At 43.5% G+C, this 21,749-nt stretch carries 12 protein-coding genes; 11 read left to right on the top strand and 1 reads right to left on the bottom strand.

The window, feature by feature from the left end; all coding sequences use genetic code 11:
* Positions 1-444 precede the first annotated feature (444 nt).
* Positions 445-3,444 (top strand): SusC/RagA family TonB-linked outer membrane protein, encoded by a 3,000-nt coding sequence (locus J2W55_RS00120; protein ID WP_310090561.1) that lies wholly within the window; start codon positions 445-447, stop codon positions 3,442-3,444.
* A gap of 10 nt (positions 3,445-3,454) precedes the next feature.
* Positions 3,455-5,374, top strand: a complete 1,920-nt coding sequence (locus J2W55_RS00115) for a RagB/SusD family nutrient uptake outer membrane protein (RefSeq protein WP_310090558.1) — start codon at positions 3,455-3,457, stop codon at positions 5,372-5,374.
* Between the two features lie 83 nt (positions 5,375-5,457).
* Here the strand turns inward: J2W55_RS00115 and J2W55_RS00110 are convergent, their stop codons facing one another.
* Positions 5,458-7,857 carry an ABC transporter permease gene (locus tag J2W55_RS00110; protein ID WP_310090556.1) on the bottom strand — a complete coding sequence of 800 codons (2,400 nt, stop codon included), beginning with the start codon at positions 7,855-7,857 and terminating at the stop codon, positions 5,458-5,460.
* 332 nt (positions 7,858-8,189) lie between these two features.
* Here J2W55_RS00110 and J2W55_RS00105 point away from each other — a divergent pair, with 332 nt between their 5' ends.
* The 9 genes from J2W55_RS00105 to J2W55_RS00065 all read left to right on the top strand — a co-directional run bounded on the left by J2W55_RS00105 (position 8,190) and on the right by J2W55_RS00065 (position 21,744).
* Positions 8,190-8,771: an RNA polymerase sigma factor gene (locus tag J2W55_RS00105; RefSeq protein WP_310090555.1), complete on the top strand. Its 582-nt coding sequence runs from the start codon at positions 8,190-8,192 to the stop codon at positions 8,769-8,771.
* Positions 8,772-8,946: 175 nt separating this feature from the next.
* Positions 8,947-10,113 (top strand): FecR family protein, encoded by a 1,167-nt coding sequence (locus J2W55_RS00100; protein ID WP_310090553.1) that lies wholly within the window; start codon positions 8,947-8,949, stop codon positions 10,111-10,113.
* A 290-nt stretch (positions 10,114-10,403) separates the two neighbouring features.
* Entirely contained in the window at positions 10,404-13,769 is a 3,366-nt protein-coding gene (locus J2W55_RS00095) for a SusC/RagA family TonB-linked outer membrane protein (protein ID WP_310090551.1), read from the top strand.
* Positions 13,770-13,778: 9 nt separating this feature from the next.
* On the top strand, positions 13,779-15,272 hold the full coding sequence (locus tag J2W55_RS00090; protein WP_310090549.1) for a RagB/SusD family nutrient uptake outer membrane protein: 1,494 nt from the start codon (positions 13,779-13,781) through the stop codon (positions 15,270-15,272).
* A 19-nt stretch (positions 15,273-15,291) separates the two neighbouring features.
* The gene (locus J2W55_RS00085) at positions 15,292-16,146 is read left to right on the top strand and encodes a DUF4843 domain-containing protein (protein WP_310090548.1); all 855 of its coding nucleotides are present in this window, start codon (positions 15,292-15,294) and stop codon (positions 16,144-16,146) included.
* An 11-nt stretch (positions 16,147-16,157) separates the two neighbouring features.
* A complete protein-coding gene (locus J2W55_RS00080; protein ID WP_310090546.1) occupies positions 16,158-17,594 on the top strand; it encodes a PKD-like family lipoprotein in 1,437 nt (478 codons plus the stop codon).
* A gap of 326 nt (positions 17,595-17,920) precedes the next feature.
* Positions 17,921-19,048, top strand: a complete 1,128-nt coding sequence (locus J2W55_RS00075) for a redoxin domain-containing protein (RefSeq protein WP_310090544.1) — start codon at positions 17,921-17,923, stop codon at positions 19,046-19,048.
* The gene (locus tag J2W55_RS00070; protein ID WP_310090542.1) at positions 18,975-20,618 is read left to right on the top strand and encodes a trypsin-like peptidase domain-containing protein; all 1,644 of its coding nucleotides are present in this window, start codon (positions 18,975-18,977) and stop codon (positions 20,616-20,618) included. The genes J2W55_RS00075 and J2W55_RS00070 overlap by 74 nt, the downstream gene beginning before the upstream one ends.
* A 331-nt stretch (positions 20,619-20,949) precedes the next feature.
* A complete protein-coding gene (locus tag J2W55_RS00065) occupies positions 20,950-21,744 on the top strand; it encodes an SDR family NAD(P)-dependent oxidoreductase (RefSeq protein ID WP_310090540.1) in 795 nt (264 codons plus the stop codon).
* Positions 21,745-21,749 lie beyond the last annotated feature (5 nt).

The following is a 21,749-nucleotide window of genomic DNA, read 5'->3' as shown; positions in this document are numbered from 1 at the left end:
TTCGTTGTTTGAGCCAGGCATAAATAAAACCTAAAGTCATTTTAATTAAGCTGCGATCATTTGAGTGTTTCCGTTGATCCAATCTTGCAATCGATTGCATAAAAAAGGGTAACGTAAGCTGGCAGTGCAAGTGCGGTTGCGGAAATGATCATGTCTAATACTATCTGCAAAAATTTGCAGGGCGCTAAGGATGCTTAATAAGATGGATAAGAAGAATGATAGATCACTAACCGGCAACCCAATTATTGAAAAATATAAAACCAATTAACCCCCTATTATGAAGATAACCATCAGAGACCCCAGTTAAATACCACCGATGAGAACCGTACAAGGTCCGGCAATCTCTAAAGAGAAACAATAATAAACCTTCAATCATATATTATGAAAAGATCAATACCAATTAGACATTTGAAATTCGCCGTCTTGTTCTTTTTTTGTCTGAGCATGAGTTTTACAGTGCTGGCACAGACCAAGCGAATTACCGGTAAAGTACTCGATGAAAAAAACCAGCCTTTACCAGGAGCCAGTGTACGGGCAAAAACCGGTAACGCTACCGCAGTTACCGCCGTAAATGGAGAATTTACCATTAACATACCAACGGGAGAGAATATACTCAAAGTAAGCTTCGTTGGATATGACGATCAGGAAATACTGATCAAAGGCCTGGCCCCCATCACAGTACACATGAATACAAGCAGCAAAAGCCTTGCTGATGTAGTTGTTATCGGTTATGGTACGCAAAGACGGGAAGCAGTTACCGGGTCCGTTTCGTCCATCAATGGCGATAAACTGCGTGACATCCCCACAGCAAACGTGAGCCAGGCGATACAGGGACGATTGCCAGGCGTTGAAGTTTCTCAAACTTCTACCCAACCCGGCGCAACAATGCAGATCCTCATCCGCGGCCAGCGCTCGTTAACAGCGAGTAACAATCCCCTGATCGTACTGGATGGAATTCCTTTCACCGGGTCTATCGCGGATATTAATCCAAACGACGTTAAAAGCGTTGACATCTTAAAAGATGCATCGGCTACCGCAATTTACGGTTCTCGTGGCGCAAACGGCGTTATTTTGATAACCACTAACAGAGGGCAGGTTGGTGGCTCGGCCAAAATAACCTACAATGGTTATTATGGCACCCAGACCCTCTTTGCCCGCTACCCAATGATGAATGGCCCCGAGTTCGTGGCGATGCGTAAAGCCGCGGGCCTTTATACTAACGGTGCTGATGAAAAAGACGATGTCAATATCGACTGGCAAAAATTATTCTACCGCACAGGCAGAGTTTGGAGCAATGATGTGGGCGTTTCTGGCGGAAGCCAGACCGGCAGTTATAATTTTGGCGGCGGCTACTACAAAAACGAAGGACTTATTCCAACCCAGCAATATACCCGTTATTCTATACGTGGTTCGGTTGACCAAAATGTTGGCAAGTATTTTAAAGTAGGCTTCACCTCCAATAACAATTACAACCTGACAGAAGGCAGTCAGGTCGGCGTTGGCGGCGTTCTCAGCTTTACGCCGATCGCTAATCCATACAATGCTGACGGTTCATTGAAAAGAACAATAAAAATGCCTTTGACCGAAAGCTTTGTATTGACCAAAGGGATTGTGAACAGCCTGCATGATCAGTGGCTGAACGAAACCCGTGGCTATGCGACCTATAACTCTATGTATGGCGAAGTAAAAATCCCATGGGTTGAAGGCCTGAAATACCGGGTCAACCTCGGCTTAGATTATATACAAAGCAACAATGGTAATTACACCGGTACAGGCGTAAATAGCTCGACCGCTAACACCCCTTCAACCGCTGGTGTAAGTAATTCTGCGCAATATCACTGGGCGCTTGAAAACCTGTTAACCTACGATCGCACCTTCGCTCAAAAGCACAATATAAATGTAGTTGCATTGTATTCTTCTGAGCAAACCCGGTTCAACAGCTCGTCTATGTCAGCAAGGGGCATCCCCGCCAGTGCTTTTCAATTCTATAACTTAGGTCAGTCTACCGGCGAGATCAAAATAAACGATGGTAATTATTACCTGACCGGTTTAATGTCGTACATGGGCCGTGTTATGTATTCTTACGATGACCGATATCTGATTTCAGCTACCGTTCGTTCAGACGCCTCTTCCGTTTTAGCGCCAGGGCATAAATGGCATACCTACCCGGCGGTATCAGTTGGATGGAATATGATGAATGAATCGTTTATGAAAGGCGTGACTTTTGTAGACAACCTGAAATTACGTTTAGGTTATGGCCAAACCTCTAATCAGGCGGTAAACGCGTACCAAACCCTGGGCGCTTTAACTACACGTTACTATAACTTTGGAGACTCCAACTATCAAAACGGCTATTATGTAAGCCAGTTGCCAAATGCTGCCCTGGGTTGGGAATATTCTGAAACCTGGAATTACGGTTTGGATTTCTCATTGTTCAAACACCGTTTATCCGGTACACTCGAATATTATACAACGCAGACCAAAGATATTTTACTGAGCGTAGGATTACCTCCAACGTCTGGTGTAGGCAGTTACGTAGCCAATATTGGAAGAACCCAGAACAAAGGCCTTGAGTTAAGCTTGACTGCCAATATCATTAACAAGGATGGTTTGACATGGGATTTTGGCATCAACATCTATGGCAACCGTAACAAGCTGGTGGCATTAGCCTCAGGCCAAACCAGGGATGAGGGCAACTCATGGTTTGTAGGCCACAACATCAACTCTATTTTTGATTACAAAAAGATTGGTATCTGGCAGACAGGCGACCCTAACCTGAATATCCTGGAACCGGGCGGTAATGTTGGCATGATCAAGGTACTTTATACTGGGCCTTACAACGCGAACGGTCAGCCCACAAGGGCTATCGGACCGGATGACAGGCAAATTATCGACGTGGACCCTAAGTTCCAGGGAGGTTTCAATACCCGGATTGCCTACAAAGGATTCGATCTGAATATCGTCGGTGCCTATAAAAACGGCGGCGTGCTGATCAGTAGCTTATATGGCTCAGGTGGTTACCTGGATTTACTGACAGGCCGTAGCAATAACGTGAAAGTTGACTATTGGACACCGGAAAATACGGGCGCTCAGTTTCCAAAACCAGGAGGTATTACCAGCGGTGACAATCCTAAATACGGTAGCACACTCGGATATTTTGACGCCTCATACCTGAAAATCCGTAGCATGAGCCTCGGGTACGACTTCAGCAAGCTGTTGTCAAAGCATGCCAACATGAAATTGCGGACCTATTTCACTGTTCAGAACCCGTTTGTATTCTTCTCTCCATATCACAAGCTGTCCGGCATGGATCCGGAGACAAACTCTTATGGTAACGAAAATGCAGCCGTGCCGCTTTCCCAGGCACAAAGAAGGTTCCTGACCATCGGCACCAACTCGCCTTCGACCCGCAACTATGTTTTTGGAATGAGTATGACCTTTTAAGAAGAAAAATATGAAAACTTTAACAATAAAAAGCATCATCAGCTGCTCACTATGTTTAGTGATCTCCCTGGCAGGATGCAAAAAAGTTCTGGATGAACAGCCCCGCAGCAGCTTCACCCCCGATTATTTTAAAACCACGGACGGTGTTAACGGCGGCCTGACAGCGATGTACGCGCACCTCCGTAACATATACGGACAAGCTTATTATTACAACTCGGGTGTTACAGGTACCGATGAAGCTACCTGGGGACAAAGTGCTGACGGTAATTTTAAGGATATGGACTGTTCCGGCGTCGGTATCATCCAGTCCACCAGCTATCCTACGAGCGTTATCTGGAGCGAGGCATTCCCCAATATCAACACCGCAAGTGGTGTGATTGAAAATGCCACTGCCGCCGGCCTGTCAAATGCTTTGATTGCCGAGGCTCGTTTCTTTCGCGCATTTGATTATTTCCTGCTGGTGCAAACCTATGGCGGGGTACCGCTTGATCTTGGAGCCGGTGTTTTAAAGTTCAACACCTCACCCATCAGGACATCGAAACGTAACACGGTACCTGAAGTTTATACCAAAGCGATATTCCCCGATTTACTCCAGGCCATCAACGAACTGCCGGATGTTGGTCGTGTAACCGGTGGACTCACAAAAACAACAGCACGGTTCTATTTATCAAAAGCATACCTTACTTATGCATGGTGGCTTCAGAATCCGGGCAACATCCCTACCTACCCTGCCGCTAACAGGACCGATCCGGACGGGCACAACGCCCAATGGTATTTTCAAAGCGCTTATGATATATCAACAACCGCTATTGAAAACCCCGGAGCATTTGGTTTACAGCCAACTTTTTATGATGTCAATCTCGGATCAAATGACCGCAACAACGAGATCATATTATATGCTGACCACACGCAAACCAGTGAAAAATATAACGGCAGCAGCCTAACCTACGGCAGCGGTGGCGCGCCTGACAACTTCGCCGGCTGGATGATGACCTGGAACTATCCAAATATCCAGAGCTCCGGTACCAACTCTGTTCAGCGTGAGGCCGAACAGCACCTTGGCCGTCCGTGGGTGCGTATGGCGCCGACGATCGAGGTGCTTAAAAACACGTTTGCCGATAAAGTGAACGATTCCAGGTACGATGGTACATTTACAACTGTGTATCGCGGAAACTGGCCGAAAGCAGGTATAACAACGAAAACACTGGTTAATGCGAACGGATTGCCCATTGCTCCGGGCGACGCTGTCCTGAGCTTTCTTAATAACGATGACCCTAACGTAGTATATGCAAAAGCAAATGGCAACGTAGGAGCCGGCGTATTACCGGGAAGAGCGGATTTTGTAGTAAACCCAGGCGATATCAGCAGGATCATTTATCCCGGCCTTTGGAAACTCGGACCTTACCGCACCGATAATGCCGGCGGCCTCGGCCAGCCGAACGCGGGAAGCACGAGGCCATATCCGGTTGCCAAATTTTCGGAGCTTTACCTCATCGCGGCCGAAGCAGCAGTAAAAGGCGCTACTACTAAAGGAGGTAAATCGGCACGTGAATTAATAAACGTTCTTCGCGCCAGGGCCGGAAAATGGAGATTTAGTAATAATGGCAACGTTGCCAAGGTTGAAGACGACAGCCAGGCTATGACCGACGCCACCCCTGCCGTTATCGATATCAATTATGTACTGGCAGAGCGCTCGCGCGAATTGTACGCCGAAGGCGGACGATGGTTTGATCTGGTACGAACCCAAAAATGGGCGGAACTTGCCGGTTCGTATACCATATCGGGAACCAATTTCGGCGATCACACACCAACGAAAGTAACAAGAACAATAGATGCCCATTTGTATTTGCGCCCCATTCCCCAGGGCCAGATTGATGCGATGGTCATGAGCCCGGCAGATAAAGCCGCTTACCAGAATCCGGGCTATTAAAATTTAACCTATTCCTAAAAAAAGCCGCCTCACTATACTTGAGACGGCTTTTTTTGGCTTAAAAACTCAAGCAACATCTTTTATTATTCACTTCTCAAACTTTTAACCGGATTGGCGGTAGCAGCATTGATGGCGTGTGAACCTATGGTCAGCAATGCCAAAGCCACCGCTATCGTACCTGCAAGCACAAATGCCCATGCGTTGATATCAATGCGATAACTAAATGCCATCAACCATTTATTCATAAGGTACCCGGCTACCGGTGAAGCGATGAGTATGGCTACCAATACTAATTTTAAAAAGTCCTGCGATAATAAACTTGTAATTCCCGAAACGCTTGCGCCAAGCACCTTACGAATACCAATTTCTTTTGTCCGCTGCTCTGCAATGAATGCGGCCAGCCCAAATAATCCGAGGCAGGCTACGAATATGGCCAGCAGTGAAAATACGGTAGCGGTTTTAACAGCATGCTGTTCGGATGTATATAGGCTTTGAATATGGCTATCCAGGAATTCGTAATCAAAGCTCGAGCTGGGCATGTTCTCATTAAACCGGGCCTGTAACTGCTGCATAAAATGCGACAGATCTTTGGTGTTATATCGGATCAACAATGTTCTTAAAGATTCCGGTGCTCCATTCATTTCATAATATACATATCCACCGATCTCACTTTTTAACGATTGATAATTAAAATCCTTAACCACACCACTTATTATCGATTTGTTGACCATCTCGGTGGCAATGTATTTACCTACCGCGTCCTGAGGTGATTTGAAGCCAAGATATTTCAAAACAGCCTCATTGATCAATACATAACAAGTGCTATCTCCTTTTGCTATTCTTGGAGGAAGCGAAGTGCCTGCAAGCAATTTTAACTGCATTGTCTTTATAATTGAACCATCGGTATGACAGGTTTTTACCGGCATGCCATCTTTGTCATTAGCAAACTTCTTAACGCTTCTACCACTTTCCACGTCGCCGGGAATGGACTGAACGGCGGAAAAACTTTCAACACCCGGCACGCTCCGGATGTCGTCCATTAACGCAGCTACCTGTTGCTCATTTTGAGCCGCTTTGATATTCACCGTCACCACGCCATTTGGATTGAACCCCAGATCGCGATTTCTGACGTATTGCATTTGCTGAATTATGATTATTACCGAGATGATTAAGACAACTGAAGATGCAAATTGAAATACCACCAGCGTTTTACGAATAAAATCAGCCAAAGAATATTTTAATTTTAGCTTGTTCATTAATACTAACGGCGATATTCGGGACAAGGAAAACGCGGGGTAACTACCGGCTATCAACGTTACTAAAATCCAGATTGAAATCAGCCCGAATAAAATGGGGGGTGCAAACAATGCTGAAGTGGTCAGCTCAATACCGGTAACATTTTGAAATATTGGCCTTACAACAAAAACAAGGCAATAACCAATCAATATTGATATCCATGAAATCAAGGCGGTTTCGGTATAAAAAAGTGCCAGCAAATGGTTACTGTTTGCCCCTAAAACCTTATTAACTCCCACACTTTTCGCACGTTTCTGAGAACGCGCCGTCGCGAGGTTCATGTAGTTGATACAGGCGATTATTAATACCAGCAGCGATAAAAATACCAATGTTTTCACCGTGCTGATATTGCCAATCTTTCCCGAATATCCTTCCCGTATACCAGCCGAGTAAAGATGAATGTCAGTTAATGGCTGAAATATAAATTGAGTAAAATATTTGTTCCCTTTAGTCACATTTTTATCAATAAGTGCAGTAGCTGCTGCTTGCACCCGTTCAACGTTTGCTCCGGGTTGCACCAGGCAATAAGTTTCATAGCTTGCGTTACTCCAATAAACAGTCTGGCCCATCCACGAATCCATGATATTATATATCATGTCGCAATCTATTGTACTGTTAGCCGGCAAATCAGCATAAACACCTGCTACATGCAAGGTGTCCCGGTTATTAACATAAATAAGTTTGCCAAAAGCGGGCTCGCTACCATAAAGCCTTTTTTTAGCAGATTGTGAAAGCACAATGGACTTGGGCTGCGAAAAAGCAGTACGCGCATTGCCCTCAACAAACTTCATATTGAAAATGTTAAATACCGTTGAATCTGCGAGGTACAAACCTTTCTCAATAAAATTTTTATCATCGGTTTTAAGCGAAACCTTAGCTCCAAAATCATGCTTAACAAGCCGGGTCATGCTTTTAACCTGAGGGATACTTTGAACAATGGCGGGGCCAACGGAATTGGGTAGCTGAGCCCAAACCTGATAGTTAAATTGGCCTGTAGTTTTCATATTTACCCGGTAAATGTTTCCGGCGTTCTGATAACTACGGTCAAAACTCAGTTCATAGGTAACGCCGGCAAACAGTGTAATACAAACACAGATCCCCGTTGCAAGGCCCAGAATATTTAGTGAAGTAAAAAGTTTATTGGCAACAACATTGCGCCAGGCGATTTTTAAGTAATTCCGAATCATCAAATTTAATTAGTAACGCGTTAGCGTTGATTAAAACAGGGTATATCACGAAACGTTATGCACACTGATTAATTTGCAATGCTTATGCCTTTTTTAAAATTGCCTGAAAATTAGCACCTTATAAAAAAACAGCTTGAAAAGATGTTCGCTTTCGATACAGTCCATGTTCGATTTTGCAATTGGGGTTGATGTTTATCAAGCCAAAGCGCAACGATGCTGCCAGCTTAACCGATAAAATTATATATTTGGGTTAGCATATTTAAACTGAACATTAATCCACCATGATGTTTGCGTAATTAACGTGATATATTAAAGGGAATACTTAAAAACACATGGCCCCCGAAAATTTATATATAGCTGATGATGCTAAGCTGTTATTGCTTTTGAGCCAGGGCGATAAGCCCGCTTTTGATACTTTATATAATAAATACTGGAAACAGGTTTACAACGCCGCTTACAAAAGGCTAAATGATATTGAGCGTGCGCAGGATATTGCCCAGGATGTATTTGTGCAGTTATGGGTACGTGGGTCAAAATCGCCCATTGAAAACTTACCGGCATACCTGCTGGTTGCAGCTCGTAACGGTGTTTTCAAATACATGGAAAAGGAATCGCGCTATGCAGCGCTGCCCGAAACTGCCCAGGAAATTGAAAGCCCTTTGGGGCGTGCAGATGCCAATGTACTTCATGATGAATTTTTGAAAGCTTTTAATGAGCTTGTAGATACTTTACCGCCTCAACAACGCCTTATATTCAATTTACGCTTTAATGAAGGCCTCTCAAGCCAGCAAATTGCCGATCAGTTGCAGGTTTCGCCAAAAACAGTTCGTAACCAGATGGGGAAGGCGCTTGCTACACTTCGTAAATCACTTTTCTTACTCCATGTATTGCTTTATTTTTATCAAAGAGGTTGATAAAACGTTTTTTCTTTAATAAGAATGCGTTATTTTTATCAATATTAACGATTAATTATTGATATTTTATCAATTTGACTTTAAACGTGCATTATTTTAAATAAAACATTAAAAATATTTTTAATTAACATGGGCTATTTTCATTTTGCCGACTCATGTATATATAAGGATGTAAATGGACGAGCCGAACAAACAATATTTCATACAAATACTAACAAAATACAGGTTGGGTAATGCTACTCAGGAAGAAATTAAATTCCTGGAGTCGTATTATAATCTGTTTGATTTAAACGATGATCTCATTACCGATGAGAACGAGGCCGACTATTTACACCTTAAAGATGCTATTAAAGCAAACGTTGACGAGAGGATAGCACAATACACAAAAAAGCCGGTTACAATACCTTCAGGATCTGGCTGGATCAGGTATGCCGTAGCAGCCTCAATTCTGTTGTTTCTTTCGGTTGGTACTTATTTTTTTGTTCGTGACACTCATAAGGCAAACAATTCTGCGGCAAATACTTATAAAGGTATAGTGCCCGGAACTAACAAGGCAACGCTCACTTTAGCCAATGGGACAACCATATCGCTTGATGATGCTACCAACGGACAAATAGCTAAACAGGCCGGGGTAAAGATTACCAAAACAGCAGATGGGCAGATCGTTTACCAGGCCGATGCAACAATGCGGGAGCAAGCCGTTCAAAACACGGTTACTACACCGAAAGGAGGTCAGTATAAGATCATCCTGCCCGATGGTACCAACGTGTGGCTCAACGCGGCTTCATCAATAACTTATCCAACCGTATTTAAAGGAATAGAACGCCAAGTAACACTCAGCGGCGAAGGCTATTTTGAAGTAACAAAAAATAAAGCAATGCCATTCAGGGTAAAATCGGCGTTGCAAACTATTGAGGTGCTGGGTACGCATTTTAATATAAACGCCTATGCAGATGAAGCATTGGTTAAAACCACACTGCTGGAAGGTTCGGTAAAGGTAACATCGGCAACAAACTCAATACTTATTGTTCCGGGTGAGCAGGCTGTAATAAACCGCGCAGGTAATGGTGATATTACTAAACAACAGGTAAACCTTGACAAAGAAGTAGCCTGGAAAAACGGCGTATTCTCATTTGCAAATGAGGATATCCGCGGGGTTATGCGCCAGGTAAGCCGCTGGTATAATATTGATGTGGTTTATGAAGGTGATATGCCGACGGAGAAATTTTTTGGTGAAATTTCAAGGAGTAGTAATCTGACCGACGTTTTCAGGATTCTGGAGCTTAACAACATGAGGTTTGCGGTGCAGGGCAAAACAGTGAAAGTATCCTATGGTAAATAATTTAACCCTAAACTTTATACTTACAACTAAACAAACTAAATGCTAATCACTAAAACAAAACTTAATGGATAAACAACTACGCTAAATCTCAGACACACCTCATATTAACAGGCCAAAAATTAACCGGAAGCCTCTCACCGCTTCCGGTTTAAAATAGGTCAGCAGCACAAGATGTCGAAGCCCTGGGCTGCATGGTTATTAACCCAATCTTATTCAAAAATATGAAATTAACTTTTCTTTACAACGCCGGATGCATAATACGGAGGGTAAAGTGCAAATTCTTATTAGTATTGAAACTCACCACTATACTGTTGCTTGTTGGCGCGTTGCACTTATCCGCTGCAAGTTATTCTCAAACGGTAACCATATCCGGAAAAAATAAAAGCCTCGAATCGGTTTTTAAGGAAATAAAGCAACAAACCGGCTATTTGTTTTTTTACAGCGAAAAAGTGAATATAAAAGACAAAACAGTTGATGCCGATTTTCATGACATGCAGCTTGTTGATGTGCTAAACGCGTGTCTTAAAGACTTTGATCTGAGTTTTACGATCGTATCTAAAACCATTGTAATTCAAAATAAAATACCCGAACCGCGGCCGGCAACGTTTGCCACCATGAACAAGGTTCCTGTAAGTGGCCGTGTTTTAGATTCGGTGAGTAAAACCACCTTACCGGGTGTAAATATTGCAATTAAAGGAGGCAAGGGGGTAATAGGCCAAACCAATGATAAAGGCGAGTTTAATGTACAGGCAGATGCAGGGCAAACGTTAATATTCTCTTTTATGGGCTACAAATCGGCGGAAATTAAGGTGGTAACAAGCCAATCGATTGTAGTGAAGCTTTTGCCTGATATTAATAACATTAAAGACATTGTGGTAACCGGTTACCAGATTATCAAAAAGGATAATTATACAGGTAATGCCATTACCGTAAGCGGCGCCGATTTAAAGCGTAATAACCCGCAAAATTTGCTCAAAAGCATAGCCTCGTTTGATCCGTCATTTAAAGTGCTTGACAATAACTTTATCGGTTCGGATCCAAACAAGCTGCCAAAGATAAACGTAAGGGGCGCCACAGCTATCCCTTCCATCAGTGATAATATACTTGACCGTAACAACCTGTCAAGCAATTATAACCTGCCGGCCTTTATCCTTGATGGCTTTGAAGTAACACTTCAAAAGGTGGTTGACCTTGATATTAACCGCATCGAATCGGTTACATTATTAAAAGATGGTGCTGCTACAGCCGTTTATGGTTCAAGGGCGGCCAACGGCGTAATGGTTATTACTACCAAGGCTCCGGTTGCCGGAAAGTTGCAGTTATCATACAATTATGAGCTTACTTTTAACGGCCCCGATCTATCCGACTATCACGTGCTTAACGCAAAACAAAAGATAGCTTATGAACAACTGGTTGGTTTATATGATACCCAAACATCTACCAGCGGTGATACTAAACAGGATGACCTTGATGCACAGTTGTTCACTCGTTTAAAAAATGTAGCGAGCGGCGTTAATACCTATTGGTTGTCACAACCTTTAAGAAACGCTTATCAGCAAAAGCATTCGGTGTACGCCCAGGGTGGCGATCAGTCATTCAGATACGGTATCGATTTGCGTTACCAGACTCAACCTGGGGTTATGAAAGGCCCGGATAATACCCGTTATAGCGGAGGCGTAAATTTTACCTATAATCCAAGCTCAAAGCTTATCATCAGGAATGATTTGACAATTACGCAGGTTAACCAGGCCAACTCTCCTTATGGCGATTTTTCGACCTATGTAAATGCCAACCCATATTTCCCTTTAAGGGACAGCACAGGCAGATTGGTACAGGAACTGGCTAACTGGCGCATAAACACCGGTGGTATCGGCAATGATCAATACATTACCGAAAATGTTTTTAACCCGTTGTACGAGGCCAACCTGAGCAGCTTTAATAAATTGGCATATACCGAGATCCTTGAGTCGTTTTCGGTCGATTATAAATTATCAAAAAGTTTGCGTTTGAGGGCATTAATGAGTGTAAACAAAACCAATGCAACATCTGATAAATACGTATCACCATTAAGCAATGTTTTTTACAATTTTGCTCCGGATAAGGCAAACAACAAAGGTACTTATGATTACGGCACAAACGGCAGCCTCAATCTTGACGGAAACTTAACCATCAGTTACAACAAGCAACTTGGTGACCATTACTTTAACCTTGTTTTAGGTGCCAATATATTGGCTTCAAAGACCGATATTAAATCGTTTTCGGCACAGGGTTTTTCAAACGACAGGTTCTCCAACATAGGCTTTGCCCGTATTTATAAAGAAAACTCAGGCCCTTATGGTGATGTAACAAGGTCAAGAACAGCCGGCGCTTTCTTTTCAGGTAACTACGCGTTCCAAAACAAATATCTGTTAGATGCATCGGTAAGGGTTGATGGTTCGTCGGCCTTTGGCGCCGACAGGCGTTATGCTCCTTTCGGCTCGTTAGGTATCGGTTGGAACATTCATAAGGAAAGCTTTTTTCGGGGTTCAAATGTAATAAGCCAGTTGCGTCTTAAGGGAAGTATTGCTACCCTTGGTTCTATCAGCTTCCCGGCGTACCAATCACGTTCAATCTACCTGTATGATACACAACACTGGTATTCCACAGGTATTGGCGCTACTATATTAGGCTATGGTAACAGCAACCTGGAGTGGCAAAAAACCCGTACATCTGATGTGGGGATGGACATCGGTTTGTTTAAAGACAGGATTGTTATCTCGCCAAGATACTACTACAAACTTACCAAGGGATTAATCACCGATATTAACCTCGCGCCATCAACTGGCTTCAATACCTATAAAGACAACCTTGGTGATATGTCAAACAAAGGTTATGAGCTTTACCTCGTAGCACAGGTTTTCCATACCGACGACTGGAACATAAACCTGACCGGTAACCTTGCTCATAACGTTAACAAAATAGTCAGCATATCTGACGCGTTGAAGGCATTTAACAGCAAAATAGATAACTTCCAAACTGATAAAACCAAAGATGCTTTTTCAACCCCGTTAACCCGGTACGTTGAAGGAAAATCATTGAATACCATTTATGCAGTAAAATCATTGGGTATTGATCCTGAGAACGGTAAAGAGATCCTGGTGAAAAAAGATGGAACCCTAACCTATGAGTGGGATGTTAAAGACGTACAGGCTGTAGGTAATACTACCCCAAAAGCCGAAGGCTTTTTTGGCAGTACGGTATCATATAAAAGGTTTATGCTGAGCTTTAGCTTCCACTACCGTTTTGGAGGCCAGGCCTATAATCAAACTCTTATTGACAGGGTTGAAAATGCCGATCCGCGCTTTAATGTTGATAGCCGGGTATTGGAGCAAAGGTGGAAACAACCGGGCGACCACACGTTTTTCAAAAACATTACCGACCTCACCGATACCTACGTATCATCCCGGTTTATACAAAAAGATAACCTGATCGAACTGCAGTCGCTTTACCTGTCATATGATTTTAAGCCAAATGCCATTCGCCGTTTGGGACTTCAAAATCTGAGGCTGGCAGCCACTGCAAACGATATTTTCAGGGCTTCAACTATTCAGGCAGAACGGGGTATCAACTATCCCTTTGCCCGCAGCTTAACATTTTCATTATTGGGTTCATTTTAACACATAACCATGAAGAGATATTTAATTTTTATAATTCCGTTGCTGATGTTTACATCATGTAAAAAGTTTTTGGATGTAAAGCCAGAATCTGATGTGGATAAAGAGCAGCTGTTTAGCAGCGAAGATGGTTTTGAAGAGGCTTTAAATGGCGTTTATTCCAGGTGCACAAAGGTAGACCTGTATGCAGGAAACCTTACGTTCAGCAACCTTGATATCATGGCGCAAAACTATTCGTTCTCTAATACCGATTTTCAGAAGATCGCGTCATTTCAATACAAGCAAGATATCTTGAAAGATAAAAACAGCCAGATCTGGTCGTCGGTGTACAATGCTATCGGAAACTGCAATGAGATACTGCAGGTAATAGATAAGCAAAAGGCCGTGTTTTCGGGTAATAACTACGCTATTATTAAAGGCGAGGCACTTGCCCTGCGCGCATACTTGCATTTTGATCTTTTGCGCATGTTTGGCGCTTCGTATAAAAATAACCCAAAGGCTAAAGGCATACCTTATGTAACTACTGTAAGTATTAAAAGCACACCTTTTTCATCAGTAGAGGATGTAATTAACTATGCTCTCATTGATTTGCGTAATGCCCGCACGTTGCTAAGCAACACAGACCCCATTACTTCGGCAGGTTATATTGTTGGATATCCTAATAAAATCTATCCCAATGGCTACACAGGATTGAAGCAAACAGAAACTACAAGCAATACTTTGTTTTTGCAAAATCGCAGGCACAGGCTGAATTATTACGCGGTATGCGGCGAACTCGCAAGGGTTTACCTATACAAAAATGATTATCAGAACGCGCTGTCAAACGCTAATGATATAATAAGCGCCAATAAATTTCCCTGGACACAAAAGGATGACGCTTTTAATAATAAGGTTGAGCAAAAAGACAGGATATTTTACAACGAGTTGGTATTTGGCTGGTACGCGCCCCAGGCTAACGACGACGATGCACTCGTGAAACTGTTCAGCGCGGCCAACACTGCACAGTATCAGCCAACACCGTTGCAGTTAGATAACATCTATGAAAAAAGCACCGTTGGTGCAGAGGATTGGCGCTACAGGCAATGGTTTTTTACCGCTACCGATGTAACCCCAAACCGCAGCTACCTGGTTAAATATTTGGTTAACAGCTCGCCACAGGTAAACCTGCATCCGCTTATGGCGCCGGCTTTCCGTTTAACAGAAGCATATTATATAGCTGCAGAAGCAAGTTATGATAGCAATCCCACAAAAGCCACCGAGTATTTAAATACTGTACGTACCCACAGAGGTATTATCGACTTATTGCCGGGCACATTAGGTAAATCTGCCTTTATGAATGAGCTGGTTAAAGAAGCCCGTAAAGAGTTTTACGGTGAGAGCCAGATATTTTATATGTATAAACGGTTAAACCTTGATATAGTGGCAGCCAGTGGCCAGATCTATCCGGCATCAAACAGTATTTATGTGTTCCCGGTCCCCAACGACGAAACAGCTTATAATAATTGATCTCATACCATTTATAACAATGAAAAGAAATACATTTTATGTTTTAGTGGTCATTGCAGTTCTTTTTGGCTGCAAAAAAGACCAATTACTTACGTATGGCTCCAGAGATAATATTTACCTGAACTATAAGGATAAAGACGGCAACCAGGATACATCTGTATTAACTTATTCTTTTGCTTATAACCCAACCCTGGCTCAGGATACCATTTGGGTGCCGGTAATTATTTCGGGGCAAAGATCAAAAACTGAGAGGAAGTTTGCGGTAACTGTAGTTGATATGGCTACCAGCGCCAAAGCAGGGTTGCATTATGAAGCCCTTAAGCCATCATACACTATGCCTGCTGATTCGGGCACGGTAAAGGTGCCGGTAATCATCAAAAACAGCGACCCGGAACTTGCAAATAAATCGGTAATGCTTACCATTCTTGTTTCGGGCGGGCAGGATTTTAACTCATCGCTCCCGGAGGCATTACGGGAAAGGTCTATCCGTTACTCGTCGCGCCTGGAACAACCGGCCTGGTGGATCTACTGGATGGGTAACCTGGGTACCTATAGCAGGATAAAACACCAGTTGTTCCTGATCTCTTCTGGCACTACCGATCTGGTTGACATGTCAAAACCGAATGCTTTTCTCCAGATCCCGCGTGCACTGTATTACATTGATAACGTAAGGACCTTTATTAATGACCCATTTGCCTGGGTAGCAAGATACCCCGAAAAAGGTTATGTACTTACCAGGCGGGCTGACGGCAGTAAGGATTTTGATTTCTATAATTCTTCTTCGCCCGGTAAGAAGTTTTACCTCAAGTATTACGTACAGGCAGGCAAGTACTTTTTTGTTGATGAAAATGGACAACAGGTTATTATCAATTAAACACTTAGGTCATGAAATTTAAATCGATAGCTATATTGGCGCTCATAACGGTATTTTATACTTCGTGTAAAAAAGACCTGGGCAATTATGTATACTCGCCACCTTCAGAGCCGGTAGTTTCCGGTATTAATAACGCCACGTTTGCAGCCCTGCTGGGCGATACCCTCACTATAAACCCAAAGGTTACTTTGGCTGGCGCTGATCCGTTTAAGGACCTTGATTTTGAATGGCATATTACCGTGCAGGAAGAACTGCGTGAGGCAGTTTATAAAGGCTACCCTTTGAAAATGGTCTATAATTTAGGCCCCGGCAGCCGTGACTGCAAACTTACCATTACCGATAAGCGGAACGGCTTATTTTATACATTCCCTTTCAAAATTACAGGCACAACCCAGTTTTCTGCGGGTACTTTGGTGCTGAGTAACGATAATGGGGTTACTAAATTATCATTTGTGAAGCCCGATAAAACGGTGTTGGTCAATATCTACAAATCGCTTAATAATGATGATTTGCCAATAAATCCGGTTGAGCTGTACTATTCAAAACCACTGCAATACCAACCCAACACCAAGGAGGAATATTGGGTATTAAGCAACGACCCTAATAAAAGTGGGGTGGTGCTTGACGCCAGCACATTATTAAAGCGCAAGGATTTTGCATCGCAGTTCTTCTCGCCTCCGGCTGTCATCAATACAGGTTACCTGGAACCATTTTTAGGGCCTTTACAAATGGGAACAGTGCCAACAGGAGTTATCAATGGTAAGTTGTATGTAGGTGTATCATCAACAGCTCCGTTTGCTGACGACTACGGCAAATTTGCCAACGAACAAAGCGGTGATTATACCATGTCGAAATACTTTACTCATGGCAGTTCGTTTTTTATTGGTTACAACCTTAAGGGAAAAGCGTTTATCACCTTTGGCGCCGATGGTACTTATTCAGGCACCAATTACCAAACTGATCCGGCGAGCACCGGTTTTGATCCTAAAAATGTGGGGTACGATAATTTATTGTTCATGAAACCTACAGAAGGAGGCCTTTCTTACGCTTTCTTTAAAACCGCAACAAGCACCATAACCGAACTAAGCTTTAGTTACCCTATTGGCGATGACAGGATGTTTAAAAGCCTGGGCAAACGCACGTTTAAAGGCAGCGCGTTAATTGATGACGATACCAAATGGGTGGTGAACAGCTTAAATGTGTTCTACTTTTCATCAAAAGGGAGAATTTACCGCTATAACCCTATCAATGAGGATATAAGGCAGCTTGACGCGGACTTTGGCGGTAAAAAGATATCAATGATCAAGATTAGTTTGGATGATAACACCCTTACTGTTGGTGCAAGCGGGGCAGTTTATACACTTGATATAAGTGTTTCTAAAACCGGTAACATCACCAAAACAATAAGCGGCATACCTGGCGAACCAATAGATATAGTGATCAGATAAAAAACTAACCTATCAAAACCATATGAAAAGATTAACCAACAGCATAAAAGCTCTTGTGTTGTTGGCTCCGCCATGACATTAACCATCGCCTGCTATAAAACCGAACCCGCTGATAGTGATAATGAGGGCCTTAAGAATTCAATGTATCTCGTTTGCTATCATACTTATGCTGACGGTAAAATGGCACCCAACAATCCGGCTGCCGGCGACTTAAACGGATACCCAAAAAGAAATTCAATAAATAAATAAAATTAACAGGATTGCACTTTCGATCTTAAAAAAGTATAACGTACCTGTTGACCTGATGCACTACTAATATAAAAGAAATGAAAAAACTATTAAACTTAATTTTAAGCATGGCTGCGTTGAACGCCGTCGGCCAAACTAACCAATTTACTATTAATGGGCATATTGGTAATCTCAACGGTCAGAAAGTTTATTTGAGCTTTATGACGGACGGCAAGGGACATGAAGATTCGACCACGTTGGCTAACGGCGTTTTTCATTTCACAGGCCGGATGAATCCATACAGTTCAGTACGGCTTGCACTTGATCACAAAGGTGCCGGCCGGGAAATTGCCACCCATGGTGGCGATGTCCTTTACTTTAATTTTTCAAATGAAACGCTTAATATAGCTTCTAAAGACTCTTTGGCAAACGCGCAGATGAGCGGTTCTAAAACATATGATGAATATTCGGCTTACGTAAAAGCGGTGGGACCGATGCCCTGGGATATCGATCGTATTTCTAATGCTGAAATTGCGGCAGCGCCCGAGTTGGCGAATGATACAGCATTCACTAACCAGGTGGCCCGTCACCATTATAAAATGGTTGCCGATTTCCAACACAAAAATCTTGAGTTTGCCAAAACGCATCCCGATTCTTTCTTCGCACCGGTAGCTCTGTTCGGCACTGCATCTAATGATAAAACGGTCACAGTAGCCGAGCAGGTGTTCAAAACTTTCAGCCCGGCGATCCAGGCAACTGATAACGGTAAAACCATCAAAGAATTTATTGATGCACATTACCGTTTAAAAATCGGTGGTCCGGCCCCTGTTTTTACACAAGTTAACCCCGCTGGCAAACAGTTATCATTAGCCGATTATAAAGGTAAAATCGTTCTGGTCGATTTCTGGGCCAGCTGGTGTTCGCCTTGCCGCCAGGAAATCCCAAATCTGCTAAGTCAGTATAAAATGTACAAAGATAAAGGGTTCGAGATACTGTCAATATCGCTTGACAGCAGCCGCGACAAATGGCTGAAGGCATTGCAACAGGAAGGTATGACATGGCCGCAGGTTAGCGACTTGAATGGTAACAACAATAGCGTTGCCCGTCTTTATGGTGTTTCGGCTATACCCGCAACATTCCTGGTAGACCGCGATGGCAAACTTATTAACACAAATCTGCGTGGGGAAGACCTCAATAAGAAACTGGCGGAACTTTTTAAAAATTAAAATGTACAGATGTACTCTACTGATCCTGTGCTGTTTCATACCTACGCATTTTGCAACAGCGCAGGATCTTAAACCAATCATAGCTAAGGCCATGCCTGCTTGTGTTCGTATGTGGGGTTTCGATACTTTACAGCAGCAACGCACCAGTGCGCAGTTTAGTGGCGTAGTGGTAGAAGATAACTTTATTCTCACAGCAGCTCATGTTGTTACGCCAGGCAGTACTTATAAGATTTTTTTTCCTGATGGCGAGGAAGCTATTGCACAGGCACTTGGAAAAATTGAACTGTTAGAAGACAGGACACGGCCCGATGTGGCGCTCATGAAGATTCTGAAAGGTAAAGCCCGGTCCGGAGTTGTGATAAGTTTGGCTGACATTCATTTGGGAGACCCATGTATAAGTATTGCTTATCCTGAAAGTCTCGACCAGGTACAGCCAACTATTCGTTTGGGCAAGATTATAGAGCCGTTAAACAACCGCGGATTTATCCACTCAACAGCCTTGATGGAACCAGGTGACTCCGGTGGTCCTCTCTTTAATTTAAACGGTGAGCTCATAGGGTTGCATAGCGCGATCGAAAAATCTGAATCAGCGAATTATGATGTGCCGGTTAATTTGTATCAAAAATATTGGTCTGCACTTCAAAAGCCCGTTGTTTATCGAAGCTGGCCAGAAATGGCGGATACCGTGCAGAGGCAGCAGGAAACTACCAGTTTTACCTGGCCAAAAGCCGGAAACTACACCGGGACCTGTGTCAGGCTAACAAGCCGGATAAACGGTCAAACACAAACAGTGCTTGCTACTGTAATCCAATCGGTGGTGGTTTCGAAAAGCTCTATGGTTGGCGATTCGGTTTTTATTTACGGTAAGCAGGGTGTCATCATAGCGCGTGATAAGGCACATGACCTCGTATTAATTCGCCCGTCACAAAGACTTAAGGGCTTAAAAATTAAACGAGTTAATTATCCTCATCCCGGTGATGTGTTGTTTGCCCCCGTAATAGATTCAATAGTGACAGGAATACTTAGTGGCGGCCCGCTTGAACTGCACAAAACTACCAGTGCAGCTTTTCTGGGTGCTACGCCAGTTCATGGCAGCATTCCGGAAAGAATTTATTTTGTTCGTCCCGGCTCTCCGGCGGCGCAGCAGGATATCCGGATTGGAGACATAATTCCTGGCTTGAATGACTCATTGTCCAGTCATTGGCCGGGAGATACACTCCTACTCAAACTGCAAAGAGGTTCTCAAACGTTACTTAAAAATATAGTACTCATTTATCCTCCCCAAATGCTTCATGATCATCCGGCCGACCACTTTATCGGCGGCAGAAGTCAGCGTCGCGATGGATTCCAGGCGGTCTACAGCACTGATATCATCTTGCGTCCAGAGGAATGTGGAGGGCCCGTTTTTGACGCACAGAACCATTTTGCCGGCATTAATATTGCCCGCTTCAGCCGGGCTAATTCAGTATTGATCGGTGCAGAAACGATCCGGCAATTTATAACAGATAGTTTGCACGAGCCCATCCCAAAAAGATCCGGCAGGCCCGTTCGCATGGGCGGTGCGTATTGACTCGCAGCTTGATGTGAACTTCGCAGGTGGCTGAGCGCCAGCAACAGTTTAAGTCCTTGCCGGTATCTTCGAAAGAAGTGAAGCGAGCGTTATTAAATGAGCAGGAATAAATAAAGGCGCCAATTCCTTTGGCGCCTTTATTTTGGCGTGTTGACGTTGACCAACCTATACCAGCTGATAATCAATACACGGGAGTATCTGTTACATAATTCAGGGGCTTTTCCATATTGAATTAATTTGATGATGTAAGTTACCATCTCCCCTTTTTACCGCCGCCTGACTATTCTTAAACTAAAGCCCGTTAGCTTTGTTGTCAATACATCTTAATCCTATGGACTTACAACTGACTAGCAAGAAAGCATTAATAAGCGGTTCGACCGCGGGTATAGGCCTCGCCATCGCCAAAAAACTGGCGGCTGAAGGTGCGGAAGTGATTGTAAATGGACGTACCCAACAACGCGTAGACAAAGCTATTGCCGAGATAAAAGCTGAAACAAACAGCCAAAAAGTAACCGGTATAACCGCCGACTTCAGCAAGGCCGATGAGATAGACGCGCTCATTAAACAGTTGCCGCAAATAGACATACTTGTAAATAATGTAGCCATATTTGAGCCGAAGGAATTCGCGGCGATAACTGATGAAGACTGGATGCGCTTTTTTGAAGTGAATGTATTGAGCGGTGTGCGTTTATCGCGGGCATACTTTCCAAAAATGCTGGATCAAAACTGGGGTCGTATTATTTTTATCTCGAGTGAATCTGCCTTACAGATACCTGCCGAGATGATCCAGTATGGCACTACTAAAACCGCCCAACTGGCCGTATCACGTGGATTAGCCGAGCTAACCAAAGGCACAAACGTTACTGTGAACACCGTATTACCCGGCCCAACGCTATCTGAAGGCGTAGGCGGTTTTATTGAAGCAATGGCCAAAAATGGCAATACCACTGAAGAACAGGTGAAAAAGCAATTTTTCGCCGAAATACGCCCTACATCCCTCATCCAACGCTTTACCGAGCCTGAAGAAGTGGCCAACCTCGTGGCGTATATTGCCAGCCCATTATCATCGGCAACCAATGGAGCGGCATTAAGGGCAGATGGAGGTGTGGTTAAAACTGCGGTATAAGCGAC

The sequence above is a fragment of the Mucilaginibacter pocheonensis genome (genome assembly GCF_031456535.1).
Classification (GTDB): domain Bacteria; phylum Bacteroidota; class Bacteroidia; order Sphingobacteriales; family Sphingobacteriaceae; genus Mucilaginibacter; species Mucilaginibacter pocheonensis.
Note: the sequence above shows the minus strand (reverse complement) of the source record. Positions and strands in the feature narration are given on the sequence as shown.

What these genes read in the sequence shown, in the direction of transcription:
- J2W55_RS00120 (WP_310090561.1), top strand. Translation starts at nt 445, where the DNA reads ATGAGTTTTACAGTGCTGGCACAGACCAAGCGAATTACCGGTAAAGTA.
- J2W55_RS00115 (WP_310090558.1), top strand. Translation starts at nt 3,455, where the DNA reads ATGAAAACTTTAACAATAAAAAGCATCATCAGCTGCTCACTATGTTTA.
- J2W55_RS00110 (WP_310090556.1), bottom strand. Translation starts at nt 7,857, where the DNA reads ATGATTCGGAATTACTTAAAAATCGCCTGGCGCAATGTTGTTGCCAAT.
- J2W55_RS00105 (WP_310090555.1), top strand. Translation starts at nt 8,190, where the DNA reads ATGGCCCCCGAAAATTTATATATAGCTGATGATGCTAAGCTGTTATTG.
- J2W55_RS00100 (WP_310090553.1), top strand. Translation starts at nt 8,947, where the DNA reads ATGGACGAGCCGAACAAACAATATTTCATACAAATACTAACAAAATAC.
- J2W55_RS00090 (WP_310090549.1), top strand. Translation starts at nt 13,779, where the DNA reads ATGAAGAGATATTTAATTTTTATAATTCCGTTGCTGATGTTTACATCA.
- J2W55_RS00085 (WP_310090548.1), top strand. Translation starts at nt 15,292, where the DNA reads ATGAAAAGAAATACATTTTATGTTTTAGTGGTCATTGCAGTTCTTTTT.
- J2W55_RS00080 (WP_310090546.1), top strand. Translation starts at nt 16,158, where the DNA reads ATGAAATTTAAATCGATAGCTATATTGGCGCTCATAACGGTATTTTAT.
- J2W55_RS00075 (WP_310090544.1), top strand. Translation starts at nt 17,921, where the DNA reads ATGAAAAAACTATTAAACTTAATTTTAAGCATGGCTGCGTTGAACGCC.
- J2W55_RS00070 (WP_310090542.1), top strand. Translation starts at nt 18,975, where the DNA reads ATGGCAAACTTATTAACACAAATCTGCGTGGGGAAGACCTCAATAAGA.
- J2W55_RS00065 (WP_310090540.1), top strand. Translation starts at nt 20,950, where the DNA reads ATGGACTTACAACTGACTAGCAAGAAAGCATTAATAAGCGGTTCGACC.